The sequence below is a fragment of the Arthrobacter sp. S39 genome (assembly GCF_004320525.1).
In the GTDB taxonomy this organism is placed as follows: Bacteria; Actinomycetota; Actinomycetes; order Actinomycetales; family Micrococcaceae; genus Arthrobacter.
The window spans coordinates 182,984-204,290 of record NZ_SIHX01000007.1 but is presented as its reverse complement, the minus strand read 5'-3'; the positions used below and the strand labels follow the sequence as shown (position 1 = coordinate 204,290).

The 21,307-nt window shown below is 66.6% G+C and carries 17 protein-coding genes and 1 tRNA gene; 12 read left to right on the top strand and 6 right to left on the bottom strand.

Annotated features, from left to right (window positions below; genetic code table 11):
• Positions 1–120: 120 nt before the first annotated feature.
• The 3 genes from fdhD (at position 121) to EYS21_RS15645 (ending at position 5,345) form a co-directional block, all read left to right on the top strand.
• Positions 121–1,011, top strand: coding sequence for a formate dehydrogenase accessory sulfurtransferase FdhD (gene fdhD / locus EYS21_RS15655; protein WP_131134134.1), 891 nt, complete (start codon positions 121–123; stop codon positions 1,009–1,011).
• Between the two features lie 114 nt (positions 1,012–1,125).
• Positions 1,126–4,158, top strand: a complete 3,033-nt coding sequence (locus EYS21_RS15650; RefSeq protein WP_131134133.1) for a glycoside hydrolase family 38 C-terminal domain-containing protein — start codon at positions 1,126–1,128, stop codon at positions 4,156–4,158.
• An 83-nt stretch (positions 4,159–4,241) separates the two neighbouring features.
• Positions 4,242–5,345, top strand: coding sequence for an LLM class flavin-dependent oxidoreductase (locus tag EYS21_RS15645; protein ID WP_131134132.1), 1,104 nt, complete (start codon positions 4,242–4,244; stop codon positions 5,343–5,345).
• 174 nt (positions 5,346–5,519) lie between these two features.
• On the opposite strand, the gene EYS21_RS15640 is transcribed toward EYS21_RS15645, so the two are convergent.
• Both EYS21_RS15640 and EYS21_RS15635 read right to left on the bottom strand, forming a co-directional pair.
• Complete coding sequence (locus EYS21_RS15640; RefSeq protein ID WP_131134131.1) at positions 5,520–6,257, bottom strand: hypothetical protein; 738 nt, start codon at positions 6,255–6,257, stop codon at positions 5,520–5,522.
• Positions 6,254–6,985, bottom strand: coding sequence for a hypothetical protein (locus EYS21_RS15635; RefSeq protein ID WP_131134130.1), 732 nt, complete (start codon positions 6,983–6,985; stop codon positions 6,254–6,256). The genes EYS21_RS15640 and EYS21_RS15635 overlap by 4 nt, the downstream gene beginning before the upstream one ends.
• Before the next feature lie 287 nt (positions 6,986–7,272).
• On the opposite strand from EYS21_RS15635, the gene EYS21_RS15630 reads away from it, so the two are divergent.
• Together EYS21_RS15630 and EYS21_RS15625 are read left to right on the top strand one after the other, a co-directional pair.
• Positions 7,273–8,937, top strand: a complete 1,665-nt coding sequence (locus EYS21_RS15630; RefSeq protein ID WP_131134129.1) for an ABC-F family ATP-binding cassette domain-containing protein — start codon at positions 7,273–7,275, stop codon at positions 8,935–8,937.
• Complete coding sequence (locus tag EYS21_RS15625; protein WP_131134128.1) at positions 8,934–10,847, top strand: ABC transporter ATP-binding protein; 1,914 nt, start codon at positions 8,934–8,936, stop codon at positions 10,845–10,847. Before EYS21_RS15630 ends, EYS21_RS15625 begins: the two co-directional genes overlap by 4 nt.
• 9 nt (positions 10,848–10,856) lie before the next feature.
• On the opposite strand, the gene EYS21_RS15620 is transcribed toward EYS21_RS15625, so the two are convergent.
• The 3 genes from EYS21_RS15620 to EYS21_RS15610 all read right to left on the bottom strand — a co-directional run bounded on the left by EYS21_RS15620 (position 10,857) and on the right by EYS21_RS15610 (position 11,852).
• The gene (locus tag EYS21_RS15620; protein WP_207307789.1) at positions 10,857–11,276 is read right to left on the bottom strand and encodes an NUDIX domain-containing protein; all 420 of its coding nucleotides are present in this window, start codon (positions 11,274–11,276) and stop codon (positions 10,857–10,859) included.
• 19 nt (positions 11,277–11,295) lie between these two features.
• On the bottom strand, positions 11,296–11,778 hold the full coding sequence (locus EYS21_RS15615) for a DUF6314 family protein (RefSeq protein ID WP_131134127.1): 483 nt from the start codon (positions 11,776–11,778) through the stop codon (positions 11,296–11,298).
• A gap of 1 nt (position 11,779) precedes the next feature.
• Positions 11,780–11,852 (bottom strand) — tRNA-Arg (locus tag EYS21_RS15610).
• 83 nt (positions 11,853–11,935) lie between these two features.
• On the opposite strand from EYS21_RS15610, the gene EYS21_RS15605 reads away from it, so the two are divergent.
• The gene (locus tag EYS21_RS15605; RefSeq protein WP_131134126.1) at positions 11,936–12,703 is read left to right on the top strand and encodes a DUF998 domain-containing protein; all 768 of its coding nucleotides are present in this window, start codon (positions 11,936–11,938) and stop codon (positions 12,701–12,703) included.
• Here the strand turns inward: EYS21_RS15605 and EYS21_RS15600 are convergent.
• Entirely contained in the window at positions 12,681–13,328 is a 648-nt protein-coding gene (locus EYS21_RS15600) for a hypothetical protein (protein WP_131134125.1), read from the bottom strand. The genes EYS21_RS15605 and EYS21_RS15600 overlap by 23 nt on opposite strands.
• A 32-nt stretch (positions 13,329–13,360) precedes the next feature.
• Here EYS21_RS15600 and EYS21_RS15595 point away from each other — a divergent pair, with 32 nt between their 5' ends.
• The 6 genes from EYS21_RS15595 to sucD all read left to right on the top strand — a co-directional run bounded on the left by EYS21_RS15595 (position 13,361) and on the right by sucD (position 21,195).
• A complete protein-coding gene (locus EYS21_RS15595) occupies positions 13,361–14,191 on the top strand; it encodes an inositol monophosphatase family protein (protein WP_131134124.1) in 831 nt (276 codons plus the stop codon).
• A 96-nt stretch (positions 14,192–14,287) separates the two neighbouring features.
• Positions 14,288–16,783 (top strand): DNA helicase PcrA, encoded by a 2,496-nt coding sequence (gene pcrA / locus EYS21_RS15590; RefSeq protein ID WP_131134123.1) that lies wholly within the window; start codon positions 14,288–14,290, stop codon positions 16,781–16,783.
• A gap of 78 nt (positions 16,784–16,861) precedes the next feature.
• Complete coding sequence (locus EYS21_RS15585; protein ID WP_131134122.1) at positions 16,862–18,163, top strand: nucleotide disphospho-sugar-binding domain-containing protein; 1,302 nt, start codon at positions 16,862–16,864, stop codon at positions 18,161–18,163.
• 18 nt (positions 18,164–18,181) lie between these two features.
• Positions 18,182–18,889, top strand: a complete 708-nt coding sequence (locus tag EYS21_RS15580) for a hypothetical protein (RefSeq protein ID WP_131134121.1) — start codon at positions 18,182–18,184, stop codon at positions 18,887–18,889.
• A gap of 222 nt (positions 18,890–19,111) precedes the next feature.
• Entirely contained in the window at positions 19,112–20,281 is a 1,170-nt protein-coding gene (gene sucC / locus EYS21_RS15575; protein ID WP_131134120.1) for an ADP-forming succinate--CoA ligase subunit beta, read from the top strand.
• Positions 20,282–20,292: 11 nt separating this feature from the next.
• On the top strand, positions 20,293–21,195 hold the full coding sequence (gene sucD, locus EYS21_RS15570; RefSeq protein ID WP_131134119.1) for a succinate--CoA ligase subunit alpha: 903 nt from the start codon (positions 20,293–20,295) through the stop codon (positions 21,193–21,195).
• Positions 21,196–21,307 lie beyond the last annotated feature (112 nt).

The following is a 21,307-nucleotide window of genomic DNA, read 5'->3' as shown; positions in this document are numbered from 1 at the left end:
GGCGTGGCTGGCTTAGTGCCCCTGCCCTTGCAATGATGGAGTCATGAACAGGCACCCTGCCCATCGCCGGCAAGTACGGGACACACTGCAGGGCTTCCGCTCCCGGCCCAAGGAACAGCCATGGGCCGCGTAACGCAGCGCCGCAAGGTCCACCGCTACGTGCTGGACGGGTCACCCCAGGCCCTCGAGTTCCCCGTCCGGCACCGGGAGGACACCCTCGCCGTGGAGGAACCCCTGGAAATCCGGCTGGGCTCCCTCTCCTTTTCGGTAACCATGCGCACTCCCGGCGACGACTTCGACCTCGTCGCCGGATTCCTCGTCTCCGAAGGCATCATCTGGACCCCCGAACAGCTGGTGTCGTTGCGGTTCTGTGCCGGGGAGGACGAAAACGGCGTGCAGACGTTCAACGTCGTGGAGGCCCAGCTGCGCCCCGACGTCGAGGTTCCGACGATCGGCCGGAATGTCTATACCTCCAGCTCGTGCGGCATCTGCGGCACGGATTCGATCGAGGCCGTCCGGAAGTCGTCGCACTACAGCCCCGCAGCTGACCCTGTGTCGGTACCGGCGGCCATTCTTGCCTCGCTGCCTGACCGGCTTCGCGAGGCCCAGGCCGTCTTTGACGTCACCGGGGGAGTGCATGCTGCCGGACTGTTCAGGATAGGGGACGACGGCGGGGTGGAGCTTTTGTGCCTCCGCGAGGATGTGGGCCGGCACAACGCCGTGGACAAGGTGGTGGGCTGGGCCCTGCGGGAGCGGATGCTTCCGCTGTCCGGCCTGGTGCTCCAGGTCTCCGGGCGGGCGTCCTTCGAGCTCGTGCAGAAGGCGGCGCTGGCCGGCATCCCCGTGCTGGCCGCCGTCAGCGCCCCCTCCAGCCTGGCCGTGGAGCTCGCGGAGGCGAACGGACTGACCCTGGCTGGGTTCAGCCGTGGCACCAGCCTGAACGTTTATGCCGGGCAGCACAGGATTACTGTGCCTGCTCCGGCTGAGGATCCGGTGCAGGTCCGGGGATAAAGAACTGGTAAGGAACCGGGTCCGCGGAGGCTTGGTTATTAGGCTACTAAGCAGTAGATTTTATCCATCGAATGGACACTTTGATCCAGTTTCAAGCGTTAAAGAGGGCTTACATTGCATGACGACCGACGGATCACGGAAGTCCGCCTGGACCGTTTCGTCCGCGAACGGATCATCCCCGCTGTCTACACACGCAGCGTCCCGCTGACCCTGAGCAGCTGGGATGTGCCGGACGAACCGGTGACCGTGATGGAGGCGCTGCGGCACGACTTTGTGCCCCAGGAGCCGGGTGCTGCCTGGGGCAAGCCCTGGGGAACCAAATGGCTGAGGCTGCAGGGCGACGTCCCGGAATCCTGGGGCACCAACCCCGACACCACGGTGGAAATCGTGGTGGACCTTGGCTTCACCAACGAAACCCCGGGCTTCCAGTGCGAGGGGATCGCGTGGCGCCCGGACGGCACCATCATCAAGGCCATCTCGCCGCGGAACCAGTACATCCCGCTGAAGCTGCTGGGCAGCGGAATGGCCGTGGACTTCTACGTTGAGGCAGCGGCCAACCCTGACGTCGCGCAGGGCTGGACCTTCGCTGCCACCCCGTATGGTGACAAGGCCACGGCCGGCACGGCACCCCAATACCGGCTGGGCGGCATCGCCATCGCGGAACTCAACCAGACCGTGTGGGAGCTCCAGCAGGATATCTGGACCCTTGCCGGGCTGATGCATGAGCTTCCCATGGAGCAGCCCCGGCGTCACGAAATACTCCGCGCGCTCGAGCGGATGATGGACGCCATGGACCCGGACAACATCGCCGGCACCGCCGCCGCCGGGCGCCAGGTGCTGGCGGAGGTGCTGTCCAGGCCGGCCTACGCCTCCGCGCATCAGCTTGTTGCCACCGGCCACGCCCACATCGACTCCGCCTGGCTGTGGCCGGTGCGCGAAACCATCCGCAAGTGCGCCAGGACTTTCTCCAACGTGGTGGCCCTGATGGATGAGGACCCGGACTTTGTGTTCTCCTGCTCATCGGCCCAGCAGCTGGCCTGGATGAAGGAGTTCTATCCGGAGCTGTTCGGCCGCATCCGGGAGAAGGTCAAAGCCGGCCAGTTCGTGCCGGTGGGCGGCATGTGGGTGGAATCGGATACCAACATGCCCGGCGGTGAAGCCATGGCCCGGCAGTTCGTCGAGGGCAAGAGCTTTTTCCTTAACGAGTTCGGCGTCGAGTGCCGTGAGGCCTGGCTGCCGGACTCCTTCGGCTATTCCGCCGCCCTGCCGCAGATTGTTAAGTCGGCCGGCAGCCGCTGGTTCCTCACGCAGAAAATCTCCTGGAACCAGGTCAACCGGATGCCGCACCACACCTTCAACTGGGAAGGGATCGACGGCACCCGGCTCTTTACGCATTTCCCGCCGGTGGACACTTACAACTCCGAACTCAGCGGCCGGGAGCTGGCGCACGCCGAACGCAATTACCGCGACCACGGGCGCGGCACCACCTCGCTGGTTCCGTTCGGGTATGGCGACGGCGGTGGCGGACCTACCCGCGAGATGCTGGCTGCCGCTCACCGCACCGAAGACCTGGAAGGATCGCCCAAGGTCCGTGTGGGATCCGCCGAAAGCTTTTTCACCCAGGCTGAGGAAGAGTACACCGCCCTGCCTGTGTGGGTGGGCGAAATGTACCTGGAACTCCACCGCGGGACCTACACCAGCCAGGCCCAGACCAAACGCGGCAACCGCCGCAGCGAGCACCTGCTCCGCGAGGCCGAGCTCTGGTGTGCCACCGCAACCGTCGGCACCGGCGGGTCATTCGCCTACCCGGCCGCAGAGCTCAAGCGGCTCTGGCGCCTGGTGCTGCTCCAGCAGTTCCACGACATCCTGCCGGGCAGCTCCATCGCCTGGGTCCACCAGGACGCCGAACGGAATTATGCCGCCATCAGCGCGGGCCTCGAAACCCTCATTGCTCAGGCCGCGGCCGCCCTGCTCGGGGAGGGCACGCAGGAGTTCCTGCTCAACGCAGCGCCGCATTCCCGTGACGGTGTCCCCGCGCTGGGTGCCGCCATCCGGCAGCCGGCCGGCCCGCCCGTCAACGTCACGGAGCAGGACGGCGGATACGTGCTGGACAACGGCGTGATCCGCGCCGTCCTGGATGCTCACGGACTCATTGTGTCCCTCTCGGATTACGCCAGCGGACGCGAAGCCATAGCGCCCGGTCAGCGCGGCAACCTGCTGGAGCTCCACCGGGACACACCCAACGAATGGGACGCGTGGGACATTGATGAGTTCTACCGCCGCAACGTCACCGCGCTGAGCCAGGCGCAGGCGGTGCGCCTGGAGACTGACGGCCAATCCGCCGTCGTGGTTGTCGAGCGCCTGGCCGGTTCGTCCCCGGTGGCGCAGCGGATCACGCTGGCACCGGGCAGTGATTCGCTGGCCATCACCACGTCCATTGACTGGAAGGAGAGCGAAAAGCTCCTTAAGCTGGGCTTCGCGCTGGATATCCGGGCGGACCGGTCAGCCGCCGAGACGCAGTTCGGCCACGTCTTCCGCCCCACCCACGTCAACACCTCGTGGGAAGCCGCCAAGTTTGAAATCTGCGCCCACCGCTGGATCCACGTCGCCGAACCGGGCTACGGCGTGGCCGTGTCCAACTCGTCCACGTACGGGCACGACGTCACCAGGAACATCCGGGAGGACGACGGCGGGACCACCACCACCGTCCGGCTCTCACTCCTGCGGGCCCCCAAGTTCCCTGATCCCACCGCCGACCGCGGGCACCATGAGCTGACGGTCACCGTCCGCCCCGGGGCCGGTATCGCCGAAGCCGTGGAGGAGGGGTACCGCACCAACCTGGTGCCGCGGATCGTGCGGGGGGCCAACCCGGCGGAACCGCTGTTCACCAATGGCAACACGGCGCTGGTCATCGAGGCCGTGAAGCTTGCCGAGGACGGCTCGGGGGACGTAATTGTCCGGCTCTACGAGTCACTGGGCCAGCGCTCGGCCGGGCATCTGACGGCCAACTTCCCGGTCCGGGACGCCTACGCCACGGACCTGCTGGAACGGCCCGCGGAAGTGCCCGGAGTAACTCCGGACGAGCAGGGCCGGGTGGCGCTGTCGCTGCGCCCGTTCCAGATGGTCACGCTGAGGTTCGTCCGCTGACACCAGGGCCTGCCGCGCACGCGCCCGCTGGGATTCCTGCCCCTCCCGGGAATATGCATACGCATCTATTGCTTGGATAAGGCATGGAACTAGGAATCTTCAGCTTCGGGGACATCCACCGGGATCCCGTGCGCGGCACCACGGTGTCCCCGGAACAGAACACCCAGGACCTCCTGGAGCGGGCCCGCCTTGCCGACCAGGTGGGACTCCACTACTTCGGGGTCGGCGAGCACCATCGCCCTGACTACTCCGTCACGTCGCCTGCAACCGTGTTGGCGGCCGCGGCGGCGCAGACCCGGCAGATCAAGGTGGGCAGCGCCGTCACGGTCCTCAGCACCGAGGATCCGGTGCGGGTCTTCCAGCAGTTCGCCACCATCGACCTCATCAGCCAGGGACGTGCGGAACTCACGGCCGGGCGGGGTAGTTTTATCGAGTCCTACCCGCTGTTCGGCGCCCGTCTGGAGGATTACGACGCCCTCTACGAGGAGAAGCTGGAACTGCTGCTCCGGCTCAACGCCCAGGAGCGGATTACCTGGAGCGGCGAGTTCCGTTCAGGGCTGGATGATGCCCTGATCCTGCCGCGCCCGTTCCGCGCGGCGGACGGCAGCCGCAAACTGGATATCTGGATCGCCACCGGCGGCACACCACAGTCGACCGTGCGCGCCGCGGCCCTGGGCAAGAACGTGATGTACGCGCTGCTCGGCGGATCCCTGCGGAACTTCGAGCGCCATGCCGCGCTGTACCGGCAGACCGCCGTCGACCATGGATTCGCTGCGGCCGGGCTCAAAGTGGGCGTCAGCACGCCGGGGCTGGTCCTGCGGGACGCGGCGTCAGGCGCGGGCCGGGCGAAGGAGGCCTTCCGGCCGTACTGGATGGACACCATGCGCCGGATCTCGGCAGAGCGCGGATTTCCGACCCCCAGCGGCGTCACGTACAACATGGAGACGGCGCCCGGCGGGGCGCTGTTCGTGGGCAACCCGGAGGAGGTGGCCGAAAAGATCGTCAGGATGCACGGGCATATGCAGCACGACCGGCAGATTTTCCAGCTGGACCTGTCCTCGGTGCCGCAGGAGACGGTGCTCGAAGCGATCGAATTGCTGGGCACGGAGGTGCTTCCCCTGGTGCAGCGGGAACTGGGATCCGGCGCTGGAACGGACGCCCGGGCCGTGAGCCAAAAGGTGCCTTAAACAGGCTGAGTGGGGGCGGTCCCCAACGGCCGCCACCACTCATCCCCCCAATGTGTGCAAAGGACCCTGAGGCGCAACGTCTCAGAATTTATCCCCGTTCGTAAACGCCCCGCGCCTCGCCTTCACACATTCATGATTGTTTCATATTCTAATGATTTTGTGAATTTGCCGAGGTTACTTTTCAGTAAAAGTCCCTGGCCTCGCCGGGCTGCGGCCGTAGCGGACCCTGGCCGCCCAGATGAGCGCCAGTCCCACAACGAAGCAAAGCACCGCGGTGTAGTTGACCACGAATTTGGCCGGCCCCCAGCCGGACGGCATTACAGGGAAGAACAGTGTCAGGGCGATGGCCACTGCTCCGACGGCCAGCAGGAAGGCTGCGGTCCGAATGGGCAGCGGGAGCGAACCGCGCAGTGCCCGCACCATGGCCGGCAGCAGCACCAGGGACACATACGCGGGGTAAGCCCTGCCGGCAGCCCCGTAGTATTCCACCAGCACGGCATCACGGCCGCCCCTGATCGAGATTTGTGCCAACCCCGACGACGAACCTCTTGAATCCATCAGGAGGAACACACCCACCACGGCCAGCGAGACCAGGGCAAGGACCGCCATCCCGGTGCGGCCGGTCAGCAGCCGGTAGCCATCCGTGGCGCCGAAGCCCCGGGTGACACGGATGCCAACGCAAAGGATGGCAGCGAAGATGACAAAGCGCAGGATGAGGTTTGCCAGGTTGAAGCCCCCCAGTGCCTGGTCAATGGCGACGTAGGGCGCTTCGATGCTGAGGAGGATGGCCAGGGTCATCAGCGCGAAGATCCAGAACAGGGTCCGGTTCTCTCCCCGCACTGCGCTGGGAACCCGGACAACGGCAATCAGGCCGCAAACGGCAAGGGTGGACCACTGAAGGATCTCGATCATCCCAGGTTCTCCCAGATTTTGTTGGTTTGTTCTTGGTCGTGTTCCTGGCGCTTCAGGGTCTTGCCCAGGGCCTGCAGCCGGTCTCCCGCCAATGTGGTCAACTCGCCGTCAGGCAGGCCGTCCAGGGCGGTCTGGCGGGCGTCAGGCGGCCACCCCGCTTCCGCCTCAGTAATCAGCCCCGAGGCCACCAGCCCGCCGGCAGGCCCGACGCCCGCGGCCAGGGAGGTGGCAATGGCCAGCTCGGGAGACAAACGGTTCGCCGTCAGCTGTGCCGAATAGTTTTGCGGTGCCACGCCGGTGGCGGCTGAGACGCGGTGGCGCAGCTCGCCGTCGTCGATCGCCTCAACCCAGTTCTTGACCGAGGTGGCGTGCGGCGCAGGGCTCAGCGGCGGCCGCTCCGCAGACCTGCCGGCCGGATCCACCGCAGAGCGTGACAGCACGGCCCGCAGGAGGTCCGGGGTGGAGATCTGGCTGACCAGTTCACAGCGGGTGGGCGGAGCCGGGACCGCCAGCAGGCTATAGGCCTCGAAGCCGGCGAGGGCGGACACGGGATTGACGCCGTAGGCGCGGCTGATGCTCACCACGGTGGTTTCCGCGACTTTCCCGCGGACCAGCTGCTGGGCAAGGGTGGTCCGTTTGATCCCGGAGACCCGGCAGACGTCGGCCGTGCTGGCGTCGGGCGCAATGCCGTGCAACCAGCGCTGGAACGCCTTGGCGGGGAGGGGCATGGAGTGCTCTCTTCAGAACGGATGGATACCACAATTTTAGCCTGCCGGGCGCGTGGTGATTTTACGCCGACTATCGATTCGACTATGCTTGATGGTCGAGCCCGTTGGTCCGTACACCCCCCAAGTCCGGACCAGCGGGTTCTTTTATGCCCTGCCGCGCGCGGGGCGGAATCACCCGGGTTTACCGCGAATTACCGCGGTTTTCTGCGGCTTTCCCGGAGGAACAGCCCGGGCCGCCGCCCCAGCGGGATTCTCCGCGGTCCGGCAGCATCGAGAGGATGGACCCCATGACTGCAACCCTTGTTGCCAAAGACCTTTCCGGAGGCCATGACCACCGGACGCTCTTCTCCAAGCTTTCGCTGACCGTCTCCCCGGGTGACGTCGTTGGTGTGGTGGGCGCCAACGGTGCCGGCAAGTCCACTCTGCTGCGCCTGCTCGCCGGCGTGGACCAGCCGCAGGGCGGTTCCGTCAGCCTGGCCCCGGCCGACGCCTTCGTGGGGTGGCTGCCGCAGGAGCACGAACGGGTGGCCGGCGAGACCGTTGCCGCCTACATCGCGCGCCGGACCGGCTGCGCCCAGGCGACGGCAGAGATGGAATCCACCGCCGAGGCCCTGGGTTCCGGTGCCGCCGGGGCGGACGATGCCTATTCCCTGGCCTTTGACCGCTGGATGGCCTCGGGCGCGGCGGACCTCGATGAACGCATCCCGCCGGTGCTCGCGGACCTCGGGCTGGAAACCGGCCCGGACGCTCCCATGACCGGGCTCTCCGGCGGCCAGGCTGCCCGGGTGGCCCTTGCAGCCCTGCTGCTTAGCCGTTTCGACATCGTTCTGCTGGACGAGCCCACGAACGATCTTGACCTCGCCGGCCTGGCCAAACTCGAGGCGTTTGTGCAGGGCCTGCGCGGCGGTGTGGTGCTGGTGTCCCATGACCGTGAGTTCCTGGCCCGCTGCGTCACCACCATCGTGGAGCTTGACCTGGCCCAGAACTCGGTGGCCGTCTACGACGGCGGCTACGAGGCGTTCCTGGAGGAACGCGCCGTGGCACGCCGCCACGCCCGGGAACGGTTCGAGGAGTTCGCCTCCACCAAGGCGGACCTCGTCTCCCGGGCCCGTACGCAGCGTGAGTGGAGCTCCCAGGGCGTGCGGAACGCCATGAAGAAGAGCCCCGACAACGACAAGATCCGCCGCGCGGCAAGCACCGAGTCCTCGGAGAAGCAGGCGCAGAAGGTCCGGCAGATGGAATCCCGGATCGCCCGGCTGGACGTGGTGGAGGAGCCCCGGAAGGAATGGCAGCTGCAGTTCACCATCGGCCAGGCGCCGCGGTCCAGTGCCGTGGTGGCAACCTTGCGGGACGCCGTCGTGAACCAGGGCGACTTCACCCTGGGACCGGTCAACCTCCAGCTCAACGCGGGGGAGCGGATCGGCATCACCGGCCCCAACGGAGCGGGCAAGTCAACACTGCTTCGCCTTCTCCTGGGAGTCCAGGCCCCGGACGCCGGCAACGCCGCCATGGGTGCCTCCGTGGCCGTCGGCGAAATCGACCAGGCCCGCGGACTGCTGGCGGGGCGCCTCAAGCTGGGTGACGCCGTCGAAGCCGTACTCACAGACCTCACACCGGCGGAGGTCCGCACCCTGCTGGCCAAATTCGGGCTGAAGGCGGACCACACGGCGCGCCCCGTGGACTCCCTCTCACCCGGCGAACGCACCAGGGCCGCCCTTGCCTTGCTGCAGGCCCGTGGCGTGAACCTGCTGGTCCTCGACGAACCCACCAACCACCTCGACCTGCCAGCTATCGAACAGCTCGAGGAGGCCCTGGAAAGCTACGAGGGCGCCCTGCTGCTGGTCACCCATGACCGGAGGCTGCTGGAGAACGTGCGCCTGGATGTACGGTGGAATGTGGACAACGGGACGGTAACTGAGATCATGACCGGCGCAACGGAGCAACAGCGATGAGCATGGAACGCGTGGCCTGGGGATCCCTCTACAACATCACCCGGGCCAAGAGCGGCTCCAAGCCGTTCTCCAAGGAAACGCTGAAACGGGTCCTGGGCTTCGCCCGGCCGCACCGGACAAAACTGATCGCGTTTGTGGCGCTCTCCATCGTGATGGCGTTCCTCGCCGTCGCAACCCCGGTCCTGGCCGGCCAGGTGGTGGACGCCATCGTGGCCAAGTCCGGCACCGGGGAGGTCATCCGGCTCGCCGTGCTGATCGCCGTCGTGGCGGTGGCCGAAGCCGGTCTGGGGCTGGTGAGCCGCTGGCTGTCCTCCACCATCGGCGAAGGCGTGATCGTGGACCTTCGCACGAGGGTCTTTGACCACGTGCAGAAGATGCCCATCGCGTTCTTCACCCGCACGCGCACCGGCGCCCTGGTCAGCCGCCTGAACAACGACGTCATCGGGGCCCAGTCCGCGTTCGCCGGCACCCTGTCCGGTGTGGTCAGCAACGTCGTGGCGCTGGTCCTGACGCTGATCGTGATGCTGGGCACCTCCTGGCAGGTCACCGTCCTCGCGATGGTCCTGCTGCCGATCTTCCTGATCCCCGCACGTCGGATGGGTTCCCGGCTCGCGGACCTGCGGCGTGAGGCCGCCGAACACAACGCCGCCATGGGCACCCAGATGACCGAGCGGTTCTCCGCCCCCGGCGCCACCCTGGTCAAGCTTTTCGGCCGGCCGGACGAGGAATCCCGCGAGTTTGCCGTCCGGGCCGGCCGGGTCCGCGACATCGGCGTCCGCACGGCCATGCTGCAGTTCACCTTCGTCACCGCGCTGACGCTGGTATCGGCGCTCGCCCTCGCCCTTGTCTACGGCCTGGGCGGCTGGCTCGCCATCGCCGGCCAGCTCGCCGCCGGGGACGTGGTGGTGCTGGCGCTCCTGCTGACCCGCCTGTACGCGCCGCTCACGGCCCTGTCCAACGCCCGCGTCGAAATCATGAGTGCCCTGGTCAGCTTCGAGCGGGTCTTCGAAATCCTGGACCTCAAGCCGCTGATCCAGCAGAAGCCCGACGCCGTGGAGGTGCCGGCCGGACCGGTCTCCGTGGAGTTCGACGACGTCCGCTTCGCCTACCCCTCGGCGGACAAGGTGTCGCTGGCCTCGCTGGAGGAGGTGTCCACCCTGGACACCCGCGGCGGCGAGGAAGTGCTGCACGGCATCAGCTTCCGGGTGGAGCCGGGGCAGACCGTGGCCCTGGTGGGGTCATCCGGCGCGGGAAAGTCCACCATCGCGCAGCTGCTTTCCCGGCTGTACGACGTCGACTCCGGCGCCGTCCGGCTCGGCGGCACCCTGCCGGGCTCCGGGCTGGACGTCCGGGACGCCACGTTCGACTCGGTGCGCGACACCCTGGGCATGGTGACCCAGGACGGGCACCTTTTCCACGAGAGCATCGCCTCCAACCTCCGGCTCGCCAAGCCCGATGCCACCGACGACGACATGTGGGAAGCCATCCGGCAGGCCCGGCTCGAGACCATGATCCGGTCCCTGCCCGACGGCCTGGACACGGTGGTGGGGGAGCGGGGATACCGGCTTTCCGGCGGTGAACGCCAGCGCCTCACCATCGCCCGGCTGCTGATCTCCCAGCCCAGGGTGGTCATCCTGGACGAGGCGACCGCCGCGCTCGACTCCACCAACGAAGCCGCCGTACAGGCGGCCCTGGGCGCCGCGCTTGAGGGGCGCACCGCCGTCGTGATTGCCCACCGGCTGTCCACCATCCGTGCCGCCGACGTGATCCTGGTAGTAGAGGACGGGCAGATCGTGGAGCGCGGGACGCACACGGAGCTGCTCGCCGCCGAGGGGCGCTACGCGGAGCTGTACCGGACGCAGTTCGCCGAGGCCACGGCCGTGGCTGAGGAGGCCGTTCCGGAGTTCTAACCTCACCCCTCAACGGCGGAGCGCGGCCAGTTCAGGCAGGACGTGGTCCGTGAGGAGCGGTGCGAGGTCCCCTGGCAGCGGGGCGCCCCGATCCAGGGCGGCCAGGTCCAGCCAGCGGATCTCGGCGATCTCGGCTGAAGGGTGCGCGGTCCAGGTCCCGGGGGCCGTGAACACCGTGGCTTCAATGTCCGTGGCGGCCTCGTTGGCGGCGTCGGCGATCCACACGCCCATGAGCTGCAGGTCGGCCGGATCGACGACGATGCCCACTTCCTCCTGGAGTTCCCGGGCCGCGGCGTGGACGGCTGTTTCGCCCGGTTCGGGCTTGCCGCCGGGGTGCATAAACATGCCGGTGCCGCGTTTGCGGACGGTCAGGAGCCGGCCGGCGGCGTCGAAGACACAAACGGCAGAGACAACAATGCGGGCTTTCACGGCTTCGAGCCTAGCCGCTTCAGAGCACCCGCCGCAGGGCCGAGGCCAGCAGCAGGTCCTTGCGCGGCCCGGTGACATCCCACGTGTAGCTGAACGCATCAGGACCCTCCAACACATACGCCACCCGGTAGGTATCGGGATCGCACCAGTGCTTGTCCAGGTTGGCTTCCGGCGTGAAGCTCATCCGGTGGAACGGCCGCCCGTCGGCGAAAAGCACGTCCAGGGCATCGGGATGTTCGGCGGGTTTGAGGAGGTACTCGCGGGTGGCGGGGCCTGTGAAGGTGGGCCAGCGCATGGTGCCTTCTTCCCGGAAGGCCAGGCCGCCGTCGTCCGTGGCGGAAAAATGCACGACGCCGGAAAAGGTTCCGTGAGTGCCTGCCGCCCGGTCCAGCAGCTGCCGTTCAACGGTCCAGTGCCCGGACTGCGAGGGACCGAGCAGGTAGGCGCGGAGGTCGAAGTCCGGCCCCGTCTGCCCGGCAGCCTGGGGTTCGGGAAGGTTCAAGTGCCCTCGATTGGAATCGAACCAACGACACCGGCTTTAGGAGAGCCGTGCTCTATCCACTGAGCTACGAGGGCGCGCATCCGCTGTTCCGGCAGGGCCGGTCCGTCCGGACACGGATATAAGCATACAAGGTGGGAGGCCGTACTACGCTCTTGGCATGAGATCAGGCCCGACGTCCGCTCCAGCCACCGCCCTCATCCCGGACACGGCCTCCACCCGGCAGTACATCGGGGCCTGGTCCGTCCTGAGCGTGCTGCAGTACTTCGCCGCGGAAACCGGGGTGATCGGGGCGTGGGCCGGTCCGCAGCCCTACGACCGGCGGACCGGGTACATCAGCGACCTGGGCGCGGTTAACTGCGGGATCTACGACGGCAGGGACGTGTGTTCGCCGCTGCATTGGCTGATGAACGCCTCGTTTATCATCCAGGGGCTGGGCATGCTCCTCGGGGCGCTGCTGCTGGGTTCCGGGCTGTTGTGCGTCGCCGCCAGGGCCGGAGCGCGGGTCCAGCCAGGACGCGGGAAGCCCTGGCTGGCGGCTGCCTGGGTGCGGATCCTCACCGGCGCTGCCGGTGCCGGGACCATCGTGGTGGGCCTGGTTCCTGAGGACGCCGGATCGGCCTTCCACTTCATCGGCGCGGTGACGTATTTCCTCGCCGGCGCGGGTGCCCTCCTGGTGCTGGGCGTCCTGTGGCTGCGGCAGACTCCGCTGGGGTGGTTCATCCTGGCCTGCGGCGTGGTGTCCCTCGCCGCGCTGGCAACGGGCGGGCTGACGGGCATGGACGTTCCGGAGCCGGGCACGCTCGAACGGCTGATGGGCTACCCCGTCACGCTGGGCGTGGCGGCCTCGGGCCTGGTCATCGCACAGCGGGTCCACCGGCACCGGAAGGAACTGCGCGCCCGGGCTACTGCGGCGGCGCGGCCGTAGCGGGTCCGGCGGCCGGCTTCTTCCCCAGGAACACGGCCGCGGCCCCGGCGAGGAGGCTGAGGACGAACAGCACCCACCCTGCGACGGTGAGGCCGGACGCCAAGGCGACCTGACCGGCGTCGGGCGTTCCCGCTGCCAGTGCCGCATCGATGGCGACGTTGCCCCACAAACGGACCACCACAAACAGCAGCGGCACGGCCCAGAGAGCCCAGCGGACGGCCTTCCTGGCCACATTGGTCCCGATCAGCAGCAGCCACGTGAAGCCGAAGATGAGCGGGAACAGGGTGCCGGCGGTCTTGTGGACGTAGTTGAGCTGGCCGCGGGCGTCGTCGTTCATGGCGGCGTGCAGTTCGCCGACGTAGGCCGTGTCGAAGCCGCCGACCAGCGAGTCCGGCATGGCCAGCTCGCCGGAAACGTCCCGCAGCTGGTCAAGGGTCAGCAGGTGGACGTACCAGAACAGGAACAGGCTGACCACCACGCCAGCGATGACAATCAGGTTGCTGTTGTTCCGGGCCTTCTGCGGCGACCGGCCAGTGGTGGGGTTGATGACCGGCGGGAGGTGGTGCTGCGGAACAGCTGCCTTGGAACCGTGCTTCTTGATCCGCTGCGCAGGAGTTTTGGCCATGGCACCATTATCCCGCCCCATAAACTGGGGTCATGACCATAGGCCGGCACAGCGCTGTTGAACTTGACCCCTCACTGGACGACTACCAGCTCGCGTCGGCGCTGGTCCGGGAGGCGGGCCAGCTGGCCCTGCTGATGCGGATGGCCGGCCTGCAGTCGCAGCAGAAAACCTCAGTCTCGGACGTTGTGACCGCCGCGGACCACGCGGCCGAGGCCTACGTCCTGGAACAGCTCCGGCGCTGCCGGCCCGAGGACGGCATCCTCGGTGAAGAAGGCGCGTCGGTCCAGGGCACCAGCGGCCGCACCTGGGTCATCGACCCCGTGGACGGCACCTACAACTTCCTTCACGGCTCCACCTACTGGTGCTCCGCGATAGCGCTCAAAGACTCCTCGGACGTGCTGCTCGGGGCCATCTTCCAGCCTGAAGAGGACAAACTCTGGCTGGGCGGCAGCACCCGCCACGCCACCCTGAACGGCGAGAGCCTGGGCGTCTTCCGCGACAACCATGGGTCCCGCAACGGCACCCCCGTGGCGGAACTCGGTGCTGCCACGTACATCCACCCCACCTGGCTGATGGATCCGCTGTGCGCCATGCCCTGGCACGCCGCGGCCACCTCCGCCGCTGCCCTGCGGATGCTCGGCTCGGGCTCCTGCGACCTGGGACGGGTAGCCGACGGACAGCTGGGGTGCTGGTTCCAGCACAGCTGCCCCGAATGGGACTGGCTGCCCGGCAAGGCCATCGTCCGTGCCGCCGGCGGCGCCACGGACACGGTCCGGATCAACGGCCTGGACTGGTTCATGGCCGGAGGCACGACGGCGGTGCGCGAGCTGCGTGCGGCCCTGGAGTCCGGCTCGGTGGCCTGAGCCGCGCCTCCGGAGTACGGGAAACGCCGGACGGACCTGGAGTAATCCACAGGCCGGAAGTGAGTGTCGGCCCCACCGCCTAGACTTGTAGGCACCATGGATATGTTGTTTGACCCGTACTCTGACGGACCGTTCAAGGCCGCCCCGGCGGCCGCCGCCCGCACCAAGTCGCGCCCCGAAGGCCTCGCCCAGGCCTCCGAAATCGGGGGCGGCGGGGGAGGCCGGAGCGCGGAACACCGCCCGGCCGCGCACCACCGGCCGGGCGCGGATGAGCTGCTGCAGGGACTCAACCCCCAGCAGGAAGAGGCCGTCAAACACGCCGGCAGTTCCTTGCTGATCGTGGCCGGGGCGGGTTCAGGCAAGACCCGCGTCCTCGCCAACAGGATTGCCTACCTTATCGCCACGCATCGGGCACATCACGGCGAGATCCTGGCCATCACGTTCACCAACAAGGCCGCCGCGGAAATGCGGGAGCGCATCGAGGTCCTTGTAGGCGGCCGTGCCAAAATCATGTGGATCTCCACCTTCCACTCCTCCTGCGTGCGCATCCTCCGGCAGGAAGCGGCCAACATCGGCCTGAAGTCCAACTTCTCCATCTACGACTCCGCGGACTCGCTCCGGCTGGTCACGCAGGTGTCCAAGAGCCTGGACCTGGACCCCAAGAAGTTCGCGCCCAAGGCCATCCAGCACAAGATCTCGGCACTCAAGAACGAGCTCATCGACGCCGACTCCTACACGTCCTCCGCGAACCACAACGATCCGTTCGAGTCAGCCGTGGCCGACGTCTTCAAGGGCTACACCCAGCGGCTGCGCCAGGCCAACGCCATGGACTTTGACGACCTCATCGCCGAGACCGTCTACATGTTCCGGGCCTTCCCGGCGCTCGCCGACTCCTACCGGCGGCGGTTCCGGCACGTTCTCGTGGACGAGTACCAGGACACCAACCATGCCCAGTACGCGCTGGTGCGCGAAATCGTGGGCGAGGGACCCGGCGCCTCCGAGCTCACCGTGGTGGGCGACTCCGACCAGTCCATCTACGCGTTCCGCGGCGCAGACATCCGCAACATCGTGGAATTCGAAAAGGACTACCCCAACGCCCGCACCATCAAACTGGAGCAGAACTACCGCTCCACCCAGAACATCCTCAGCGCCGCCAACTCCGTGATCTCGCGCAACCCCAACCGCCCGGACAAGCGGCTGTGGACAGCCGAAGGCGAAGGCCACAAGATCATCGGCTACGTGGGCGAAAACGAACACGACGAAGCCCAGTTCATCGCCAAGGAAATCGACCGGCTCCAGGACGAGGACAACCTCCGCCCCGGCGATGTCGCCATTTTCTACCGCACCAACGCTCAGTCCCGCTCCATCGAGGACGTGCTGGTGCGGGTAGGGCTTCCGTACAAGGTGGTTGGCGGCACCCGCTTCTACGAACGCAAGGAAATCAAGGACGCGCTCGCCTACCTCCGGGTGCTGGTCAACCCTGACGACGACGTCAACCTGCGCCGTGTGCTGAACGAACCCAAGCGCGGCATCGGCGACCGCGCCGAGGGCGCCGTGGCTGCACTGGCACAGCGGGAGCGGATGTCCTTCATGGCGGCCGCCCGCCGCGCCGAGGAAGCCCCCGGCATGGCCACCCGCTCCGTCAACGCGGTGCTGGGCTTCGTGAAACTCCTGGACGACCTCGCCGAAGTGGCGGCCGGTTCAGGCGCGGCGGCTGCCCTTGAAGCGGTGCTGGAGCAGACCGGCTACCTGGCTGGCCTGCGTTCGAGCACCGATCCGCAGGACGAGTCCCGCGTGGAAAACCTGGCGGAACTGGTCGCCGTCGTCCGTGAATACGAACAGGAGAACCCGGAAGGGTCGCTGGGCGCCTTCCTGGAACAGGTCTCGCTCGTCGCGGACGCCGACCAGATCCCGGACGCGCCGGGCGCCGACATCGACGCCGCCGTGGCGGAAGCCAAACGGCTGGGTGTGGTCACGCTCATGACCCTGCACACCGCCAAGGGCCTCGAATTCCCGGTGGTGTTCCTGACCGGCATGGAGCACGGGCTGTTCCCGCACCAGCGGTCCGCCACGGACCCCAAGGAACTCGCCGAGGAGCGCCGGCTCGCCTACGTGGGCCTGACGCGCGCCCGCAAGCGCCTCTACGTCACGCGTTCTGAGGTCCGCAGCATGTGGGGCCAGAGCCAGTACAACCCCGCCAGCCAGTTCCTCGAGGAAATCCCGGCCGAGCTGCTGGAGTGGAAACGCGAAGGAACCAGCCGGCAGACCGGCGGCTGGGGCAGCGGATCCATCGCCTCCAACCGGTACAGCGGATCCTTCTGGGGTGCCGGCACGGCCCGTGGCGCGGCGGCCGATTCCTCGGCCGGTTTCAACTCGGACGTTCCCGCCATCATCGCCAAGAACCGGGTGCAGCCTCAGAAGGAGATCGTTGCGGTCAGCGTGGGGGACAAGGTCAACCACACCAGCTTCGGCAATGGCACGGTGCTGGCGCTTGAAGGCGCCGGTGACAAGACCGTGGCAAAGGTCAAATTCGACGTGGGGGAGAAGCGGCTCCTGCTGCGCTACGCGCCGCTGACCAAGCTCGACGCCTAGGTCTGGCTGCCCTTGTCCGGGGACCCGGGCTGGCATACAGTTCAGGAAAATTGAGTACGGCAGATTCGGGGCACTACCGTGAAAATCCTGTTCGCCAGCCAGGCCGTTGACGGCCATTTCAACCCGATGACAGGTGTCGCGATGCGCCTGCAGGAGCGCGGCCATGACGTCCGCTGGTACACCGGCCAGGTATTCGCCGGAAAGCTCCAGAGGCTGGGCATTGAGCACTTCCCGTTCCGCCGGGCGATCGAGCACCGTGCGGACAACCTGAACGAGCTGTATCCGGAGCGGGCCAGGCTCAAAGGGCCCCTGGCTATCGGCTTCGACGGGGAAAAGATCTTTGCCAGCAACATCAGCAATTTCTTTGAGGACATCCGCGACCTGAACACGGATTTCCCGTTCGACGTCGCGGTCGTGGACAGCACCATGTTCATCCAGCGCCTGCTTTCGCATCTTTTGGGAAAGCCACTGGTGACCTTCGTGGTGGTTCCGAACATGGAGAGCGATCCGATGGTCCCCCCGCTGTTCTTCGGCTTCAACCCGCCCCGTAACGCCGCGGAAAAGCTGGTGCAGGCCTCAGCGGGGCTGCTTTCGGACAAGGTCATCTTCAGGCCGGCGAACCAGAGCTACCGGCGCCAGCACGGGACCTATGGCCAGGTGGTCCCCAGCCACGGCCGGTTGACGGACGAACCCTATCGGTGCTCGGACGCCGTCATCCAGACCGGCCCGGAGTCCCTCGATTTCCCGCGGCGGCACATCAACCCCAAGGTCCACTACGTTGGTGCGCTGCTGCCGTACCGTGCAGCCGACCAGTCCGCGGCAGGGACCGGCGTCGACGATGAGCTGCCGCGGAACTACCCGGCAACGTTCGTGGTGACACAGGGGACGGTGGACAACGCTGACCACAACAAACTGATTATTCCCGCGCTTGAGGCGCTGAAGGACATGGACGCACTGGTGATCGTTGCTACCGGTGGACGCGGCACCGAAGCGCTCCAGGCCCGCTACAAACAGGCCAATGTGGTGGTGCGGGACTACGTGGATTTCGCGACCGTCTTTGACTTCACCGACGTGTTCATCACCAACGGCGGGTTCGGTGGCGTGCAGCTCAGCCTTTCCAAGGGTGTCCCGTTGGTGGTGTCGGGCATCAACGAGGGCAAGAGTGACGTCAACGCCAGGGTGGAATATGCCGGCGTCGGCATCAATCTGCGGTCGGATGCGCCCAGGCCCGCCGACATCGCGGGCGCCGTGGAGAAAGTCCTGGCAGATCCCGGCTGGAAAGAGCGCGCACGGAAGATGCGTGAACAGCTGGACTCGGCAGATCCGGCCGAGGCTGCTGCCGCCGTCGTGGAGGGCATCGCGAAGCCGTCCGCGGGGTGACGCCGGCATCCGGGCATAATGGAGCCCATGCGACGGACTGTATTGGGGATCCTGGCCGCCTTCTTCCTGCTGGCGGCCACGGCGTGTTCCATCACCACCGAGGACCCCGGCTACGTGGCTCCGCCGCCGCTGCCCGCACTGGAACAACTGGAACAGGCAGCCCTGGCCGATCCAGCCCCCTTCGCCGCCGGCGAAGACATCGTCTCCTTCGTGACCGAGGACCGCTCCATTGTGTGTTCACTGACCTCGGCCAAGGGCGAGCACATCAAGCTTTCCTATGAGCAGAACAACTTCAGCGACAGCGCGAACACCAAACTGGCTACGGTTCCCGTGGCACATTGCGAGCTCGCGAAGTATCCCAAGCCGGCAACCGCCGACGTGAAGGACGACTGCGCCGGAACCGGCCTGGGGTATCTCGGCGGAACGGCCCTGCTGACTCCTGAATCAGCAACCTACGGCGGGTGCCGTTCCGGCGTCACACAAATGGAGGCAGCCTACGGACCGGAGGGGAACAAGACCGGTCCCATCACCCAGCTGCCGGTCCTTCCGGACGGGCAGAACCTGGAACGGAACGGGCTGCGTTGTTCGGCCTACAACGGCGGCGTGGCGTGCGGAAACGTGTCCGCCGGCGTCGGATTCTTTGTTGCACGGGACCGCTACGAACTTATTTCCAAGGCGTCCGGGACGGCTTCCCCGGCCCCGTCCGAGGCCCCAAAAACCCCGTAATCTAGGGCTTTTTCTACGCTCCATAGAATAGTGTCCTTACTCACATAAGCGGTAGTCTGGGACGGGCCGGTCCCCAGAAAGGACTAGAGTTCCGAAAGGAGCATTGCGCCGCGTGGCTCGTTTCCAACCAGTCGCAGGTGCTTGCAATTCCGCAGCCCGGTCACCGTCTTCGATGGTGCCCGACTGTACAGAAACTACTTCGACGTAGAAGGACACTAAACCGTGGACCTGTTTGAATACCAGGCGCGCGATATGTTCGAGGCGCACGGTGTACCCGTGCTTGCTGGCATCGTGGCGTACACCCCAGAAGAAGCAAAGGCAGCTGCCGAGAAGATCGGCGGCGTAACTGTCGTTAAGGCCCAGGTTAAGGCCGGTGGCCGCGGTAAGGCCGGCGGCGTCAAGGTTGCCAAGACCGCCGACGAGGCACTTGAGCACTCCACCAACATCCTGGGCATGGACATCAAGGGCCACACCGTCAACAAGGTGATGATCGCCCAGGGTGCTGACATCGCCGAGGAATACTACTTCTCCGTCCTGCTGGACCGGGCAAACCGCAACTACCTGGCCATGTGCTCGGTGGAGGGCGGCATGGAGATCGAGCAGCTCGCTGTCGAACGTCCGGAAGCGCTGGCCAAGATCGCCATCGATCCCGCCGTCGGCATCGACCAGGCCAAGGCTGACGAAATCGTTGCAGCCGCCGGCTTCGCTGAGGAACTGCGCGGCAAGGTCGCCGCCGTGATCCTCAAGCTGTGGGACGTCTTCAAGAAGGAAGACGCCACCCTCGTTGAGGTCAACCCGCTGGTCAAGACCGGTGCCGGCGACATCGTGGCACTGGACGGCAAGGTCTCCCTCGACGAGAACGCGGAGTTCCGCCACGCCAAGCACGCCCTCCTCGAGGACAAGGACGCTGCGGACCCGCTCGAGGCCAAGGCCAAGGCGCAGGACCTGAACTACGTCAAGCTGGACGGCTCCGTTGGCATCATCGGCAACGGTGCAGGCCTGGTTATGTCCACGCTGGACGTCGTTGCCTACGCCGGCGAAAACCACGGCAACGTCAAGCCCGCCAACTTCCTGGACATCGGCGGTGGAGCATCCGCCGAGGTCATGGCGGCCGGCCTCGACGTGATCCTCGGTGACGAGCAGGTCAAGTCCGTGTTCGTGAACGTCTTCGGTGGCATCACCGCGTGTGACGCCGTGGCCAAGGGTATCGTTGGCGCCCTGGCCGAGCTGGGCTCCTCCGCGAACAAGCCGCTGGTAGTCCGCCTCGACGGCAACAACGTTGAGGAAGGCCGCCGCATCCTGGCCGAGGCCAACCACCCGCTGGTTACCCTGGCCGCCACCATGGACGAGGGCGCCGACAAGGCCGCCGAGCTCGCCAACGCAGCTAAGTAAAGGGACGCACCATGTCTATCTATCTGAACAAGGACTCCAAGGTCATCGTCCAGGGCATCACCGGCGGCGAAGGCACCAAGCACACCGCCCTGATGCTGAAGGCCGGCACCAACATTGTTGGTGGCGTCAACGCCCGCAAGGCCGGCACCACGGTCCTGCACGGCGACAACGAAATCAACGTCTTTGGCACCGTCAAGGAAGCCATGGCCGAAACCGGCGCTGACGTCTCCATCGTCTTCGTCCCGCCGGCATTCACCAAGAACGCCGTTGTTGAAGCCATCGAAGCCGGCATCGGCCTCGTTGTAGTCATCACCGAAGGCGTGCCGGTCCAGGACTCCGCCGAATTCTGGGCACTGGCCCAGGCCACGGTTGACGCCGATGGCAAGCAGGTCACCCGCATCATCGGACCGAACTGCCCCGGCATCATCACCCCCGGCGAAGCGCTGGTCGGCATCACGCCGAACAACATCACGGGCAAGGGCCCCATCGGCCTGGTTTCCAAGTCCGGAACCCTGACCTACCAGATGATGTACGAGCTGCGCGACCTCGGCTTCTCCACCGCCATCGGCATCGGCGGCGACCCCGTCATCGGCACCACCCACATCGACGCCCTGGCTGCGTTCGAGGCTGACCCCGAGACCAAGGCGATCGTCATGATCGGCGAAATCGGCGGCGACGCTGAAGAGCGTGCGGCTGACTTCATCAAGGCCAACGTCACCAAGCCGGTTGTTGGCTACGTGGCCGGCTTCACCGCTCCCGAAGGCAAGACCATGGGCCACGCCGGCGCCATCGTCTCCGGTTCCGCAGGAACCGCCCAGGCCAAGAAGGAAGCACTTGAGGCTGCAGGCGTGAAGGTCGGCAAGACGCCGTCCGAGACCGCCAAGCTGCTGCGCGAAGTCTACGCAGCGCTCTAAGCCCAGGACCAAGCAACGCGGGGTCACTTCCCGCCCATTCCACACGCGTGGATGGGCGCGGAGTGACCCCGCGTTGCTGTTTTAAGTACGACGACGGACGGTCACCTTCCCC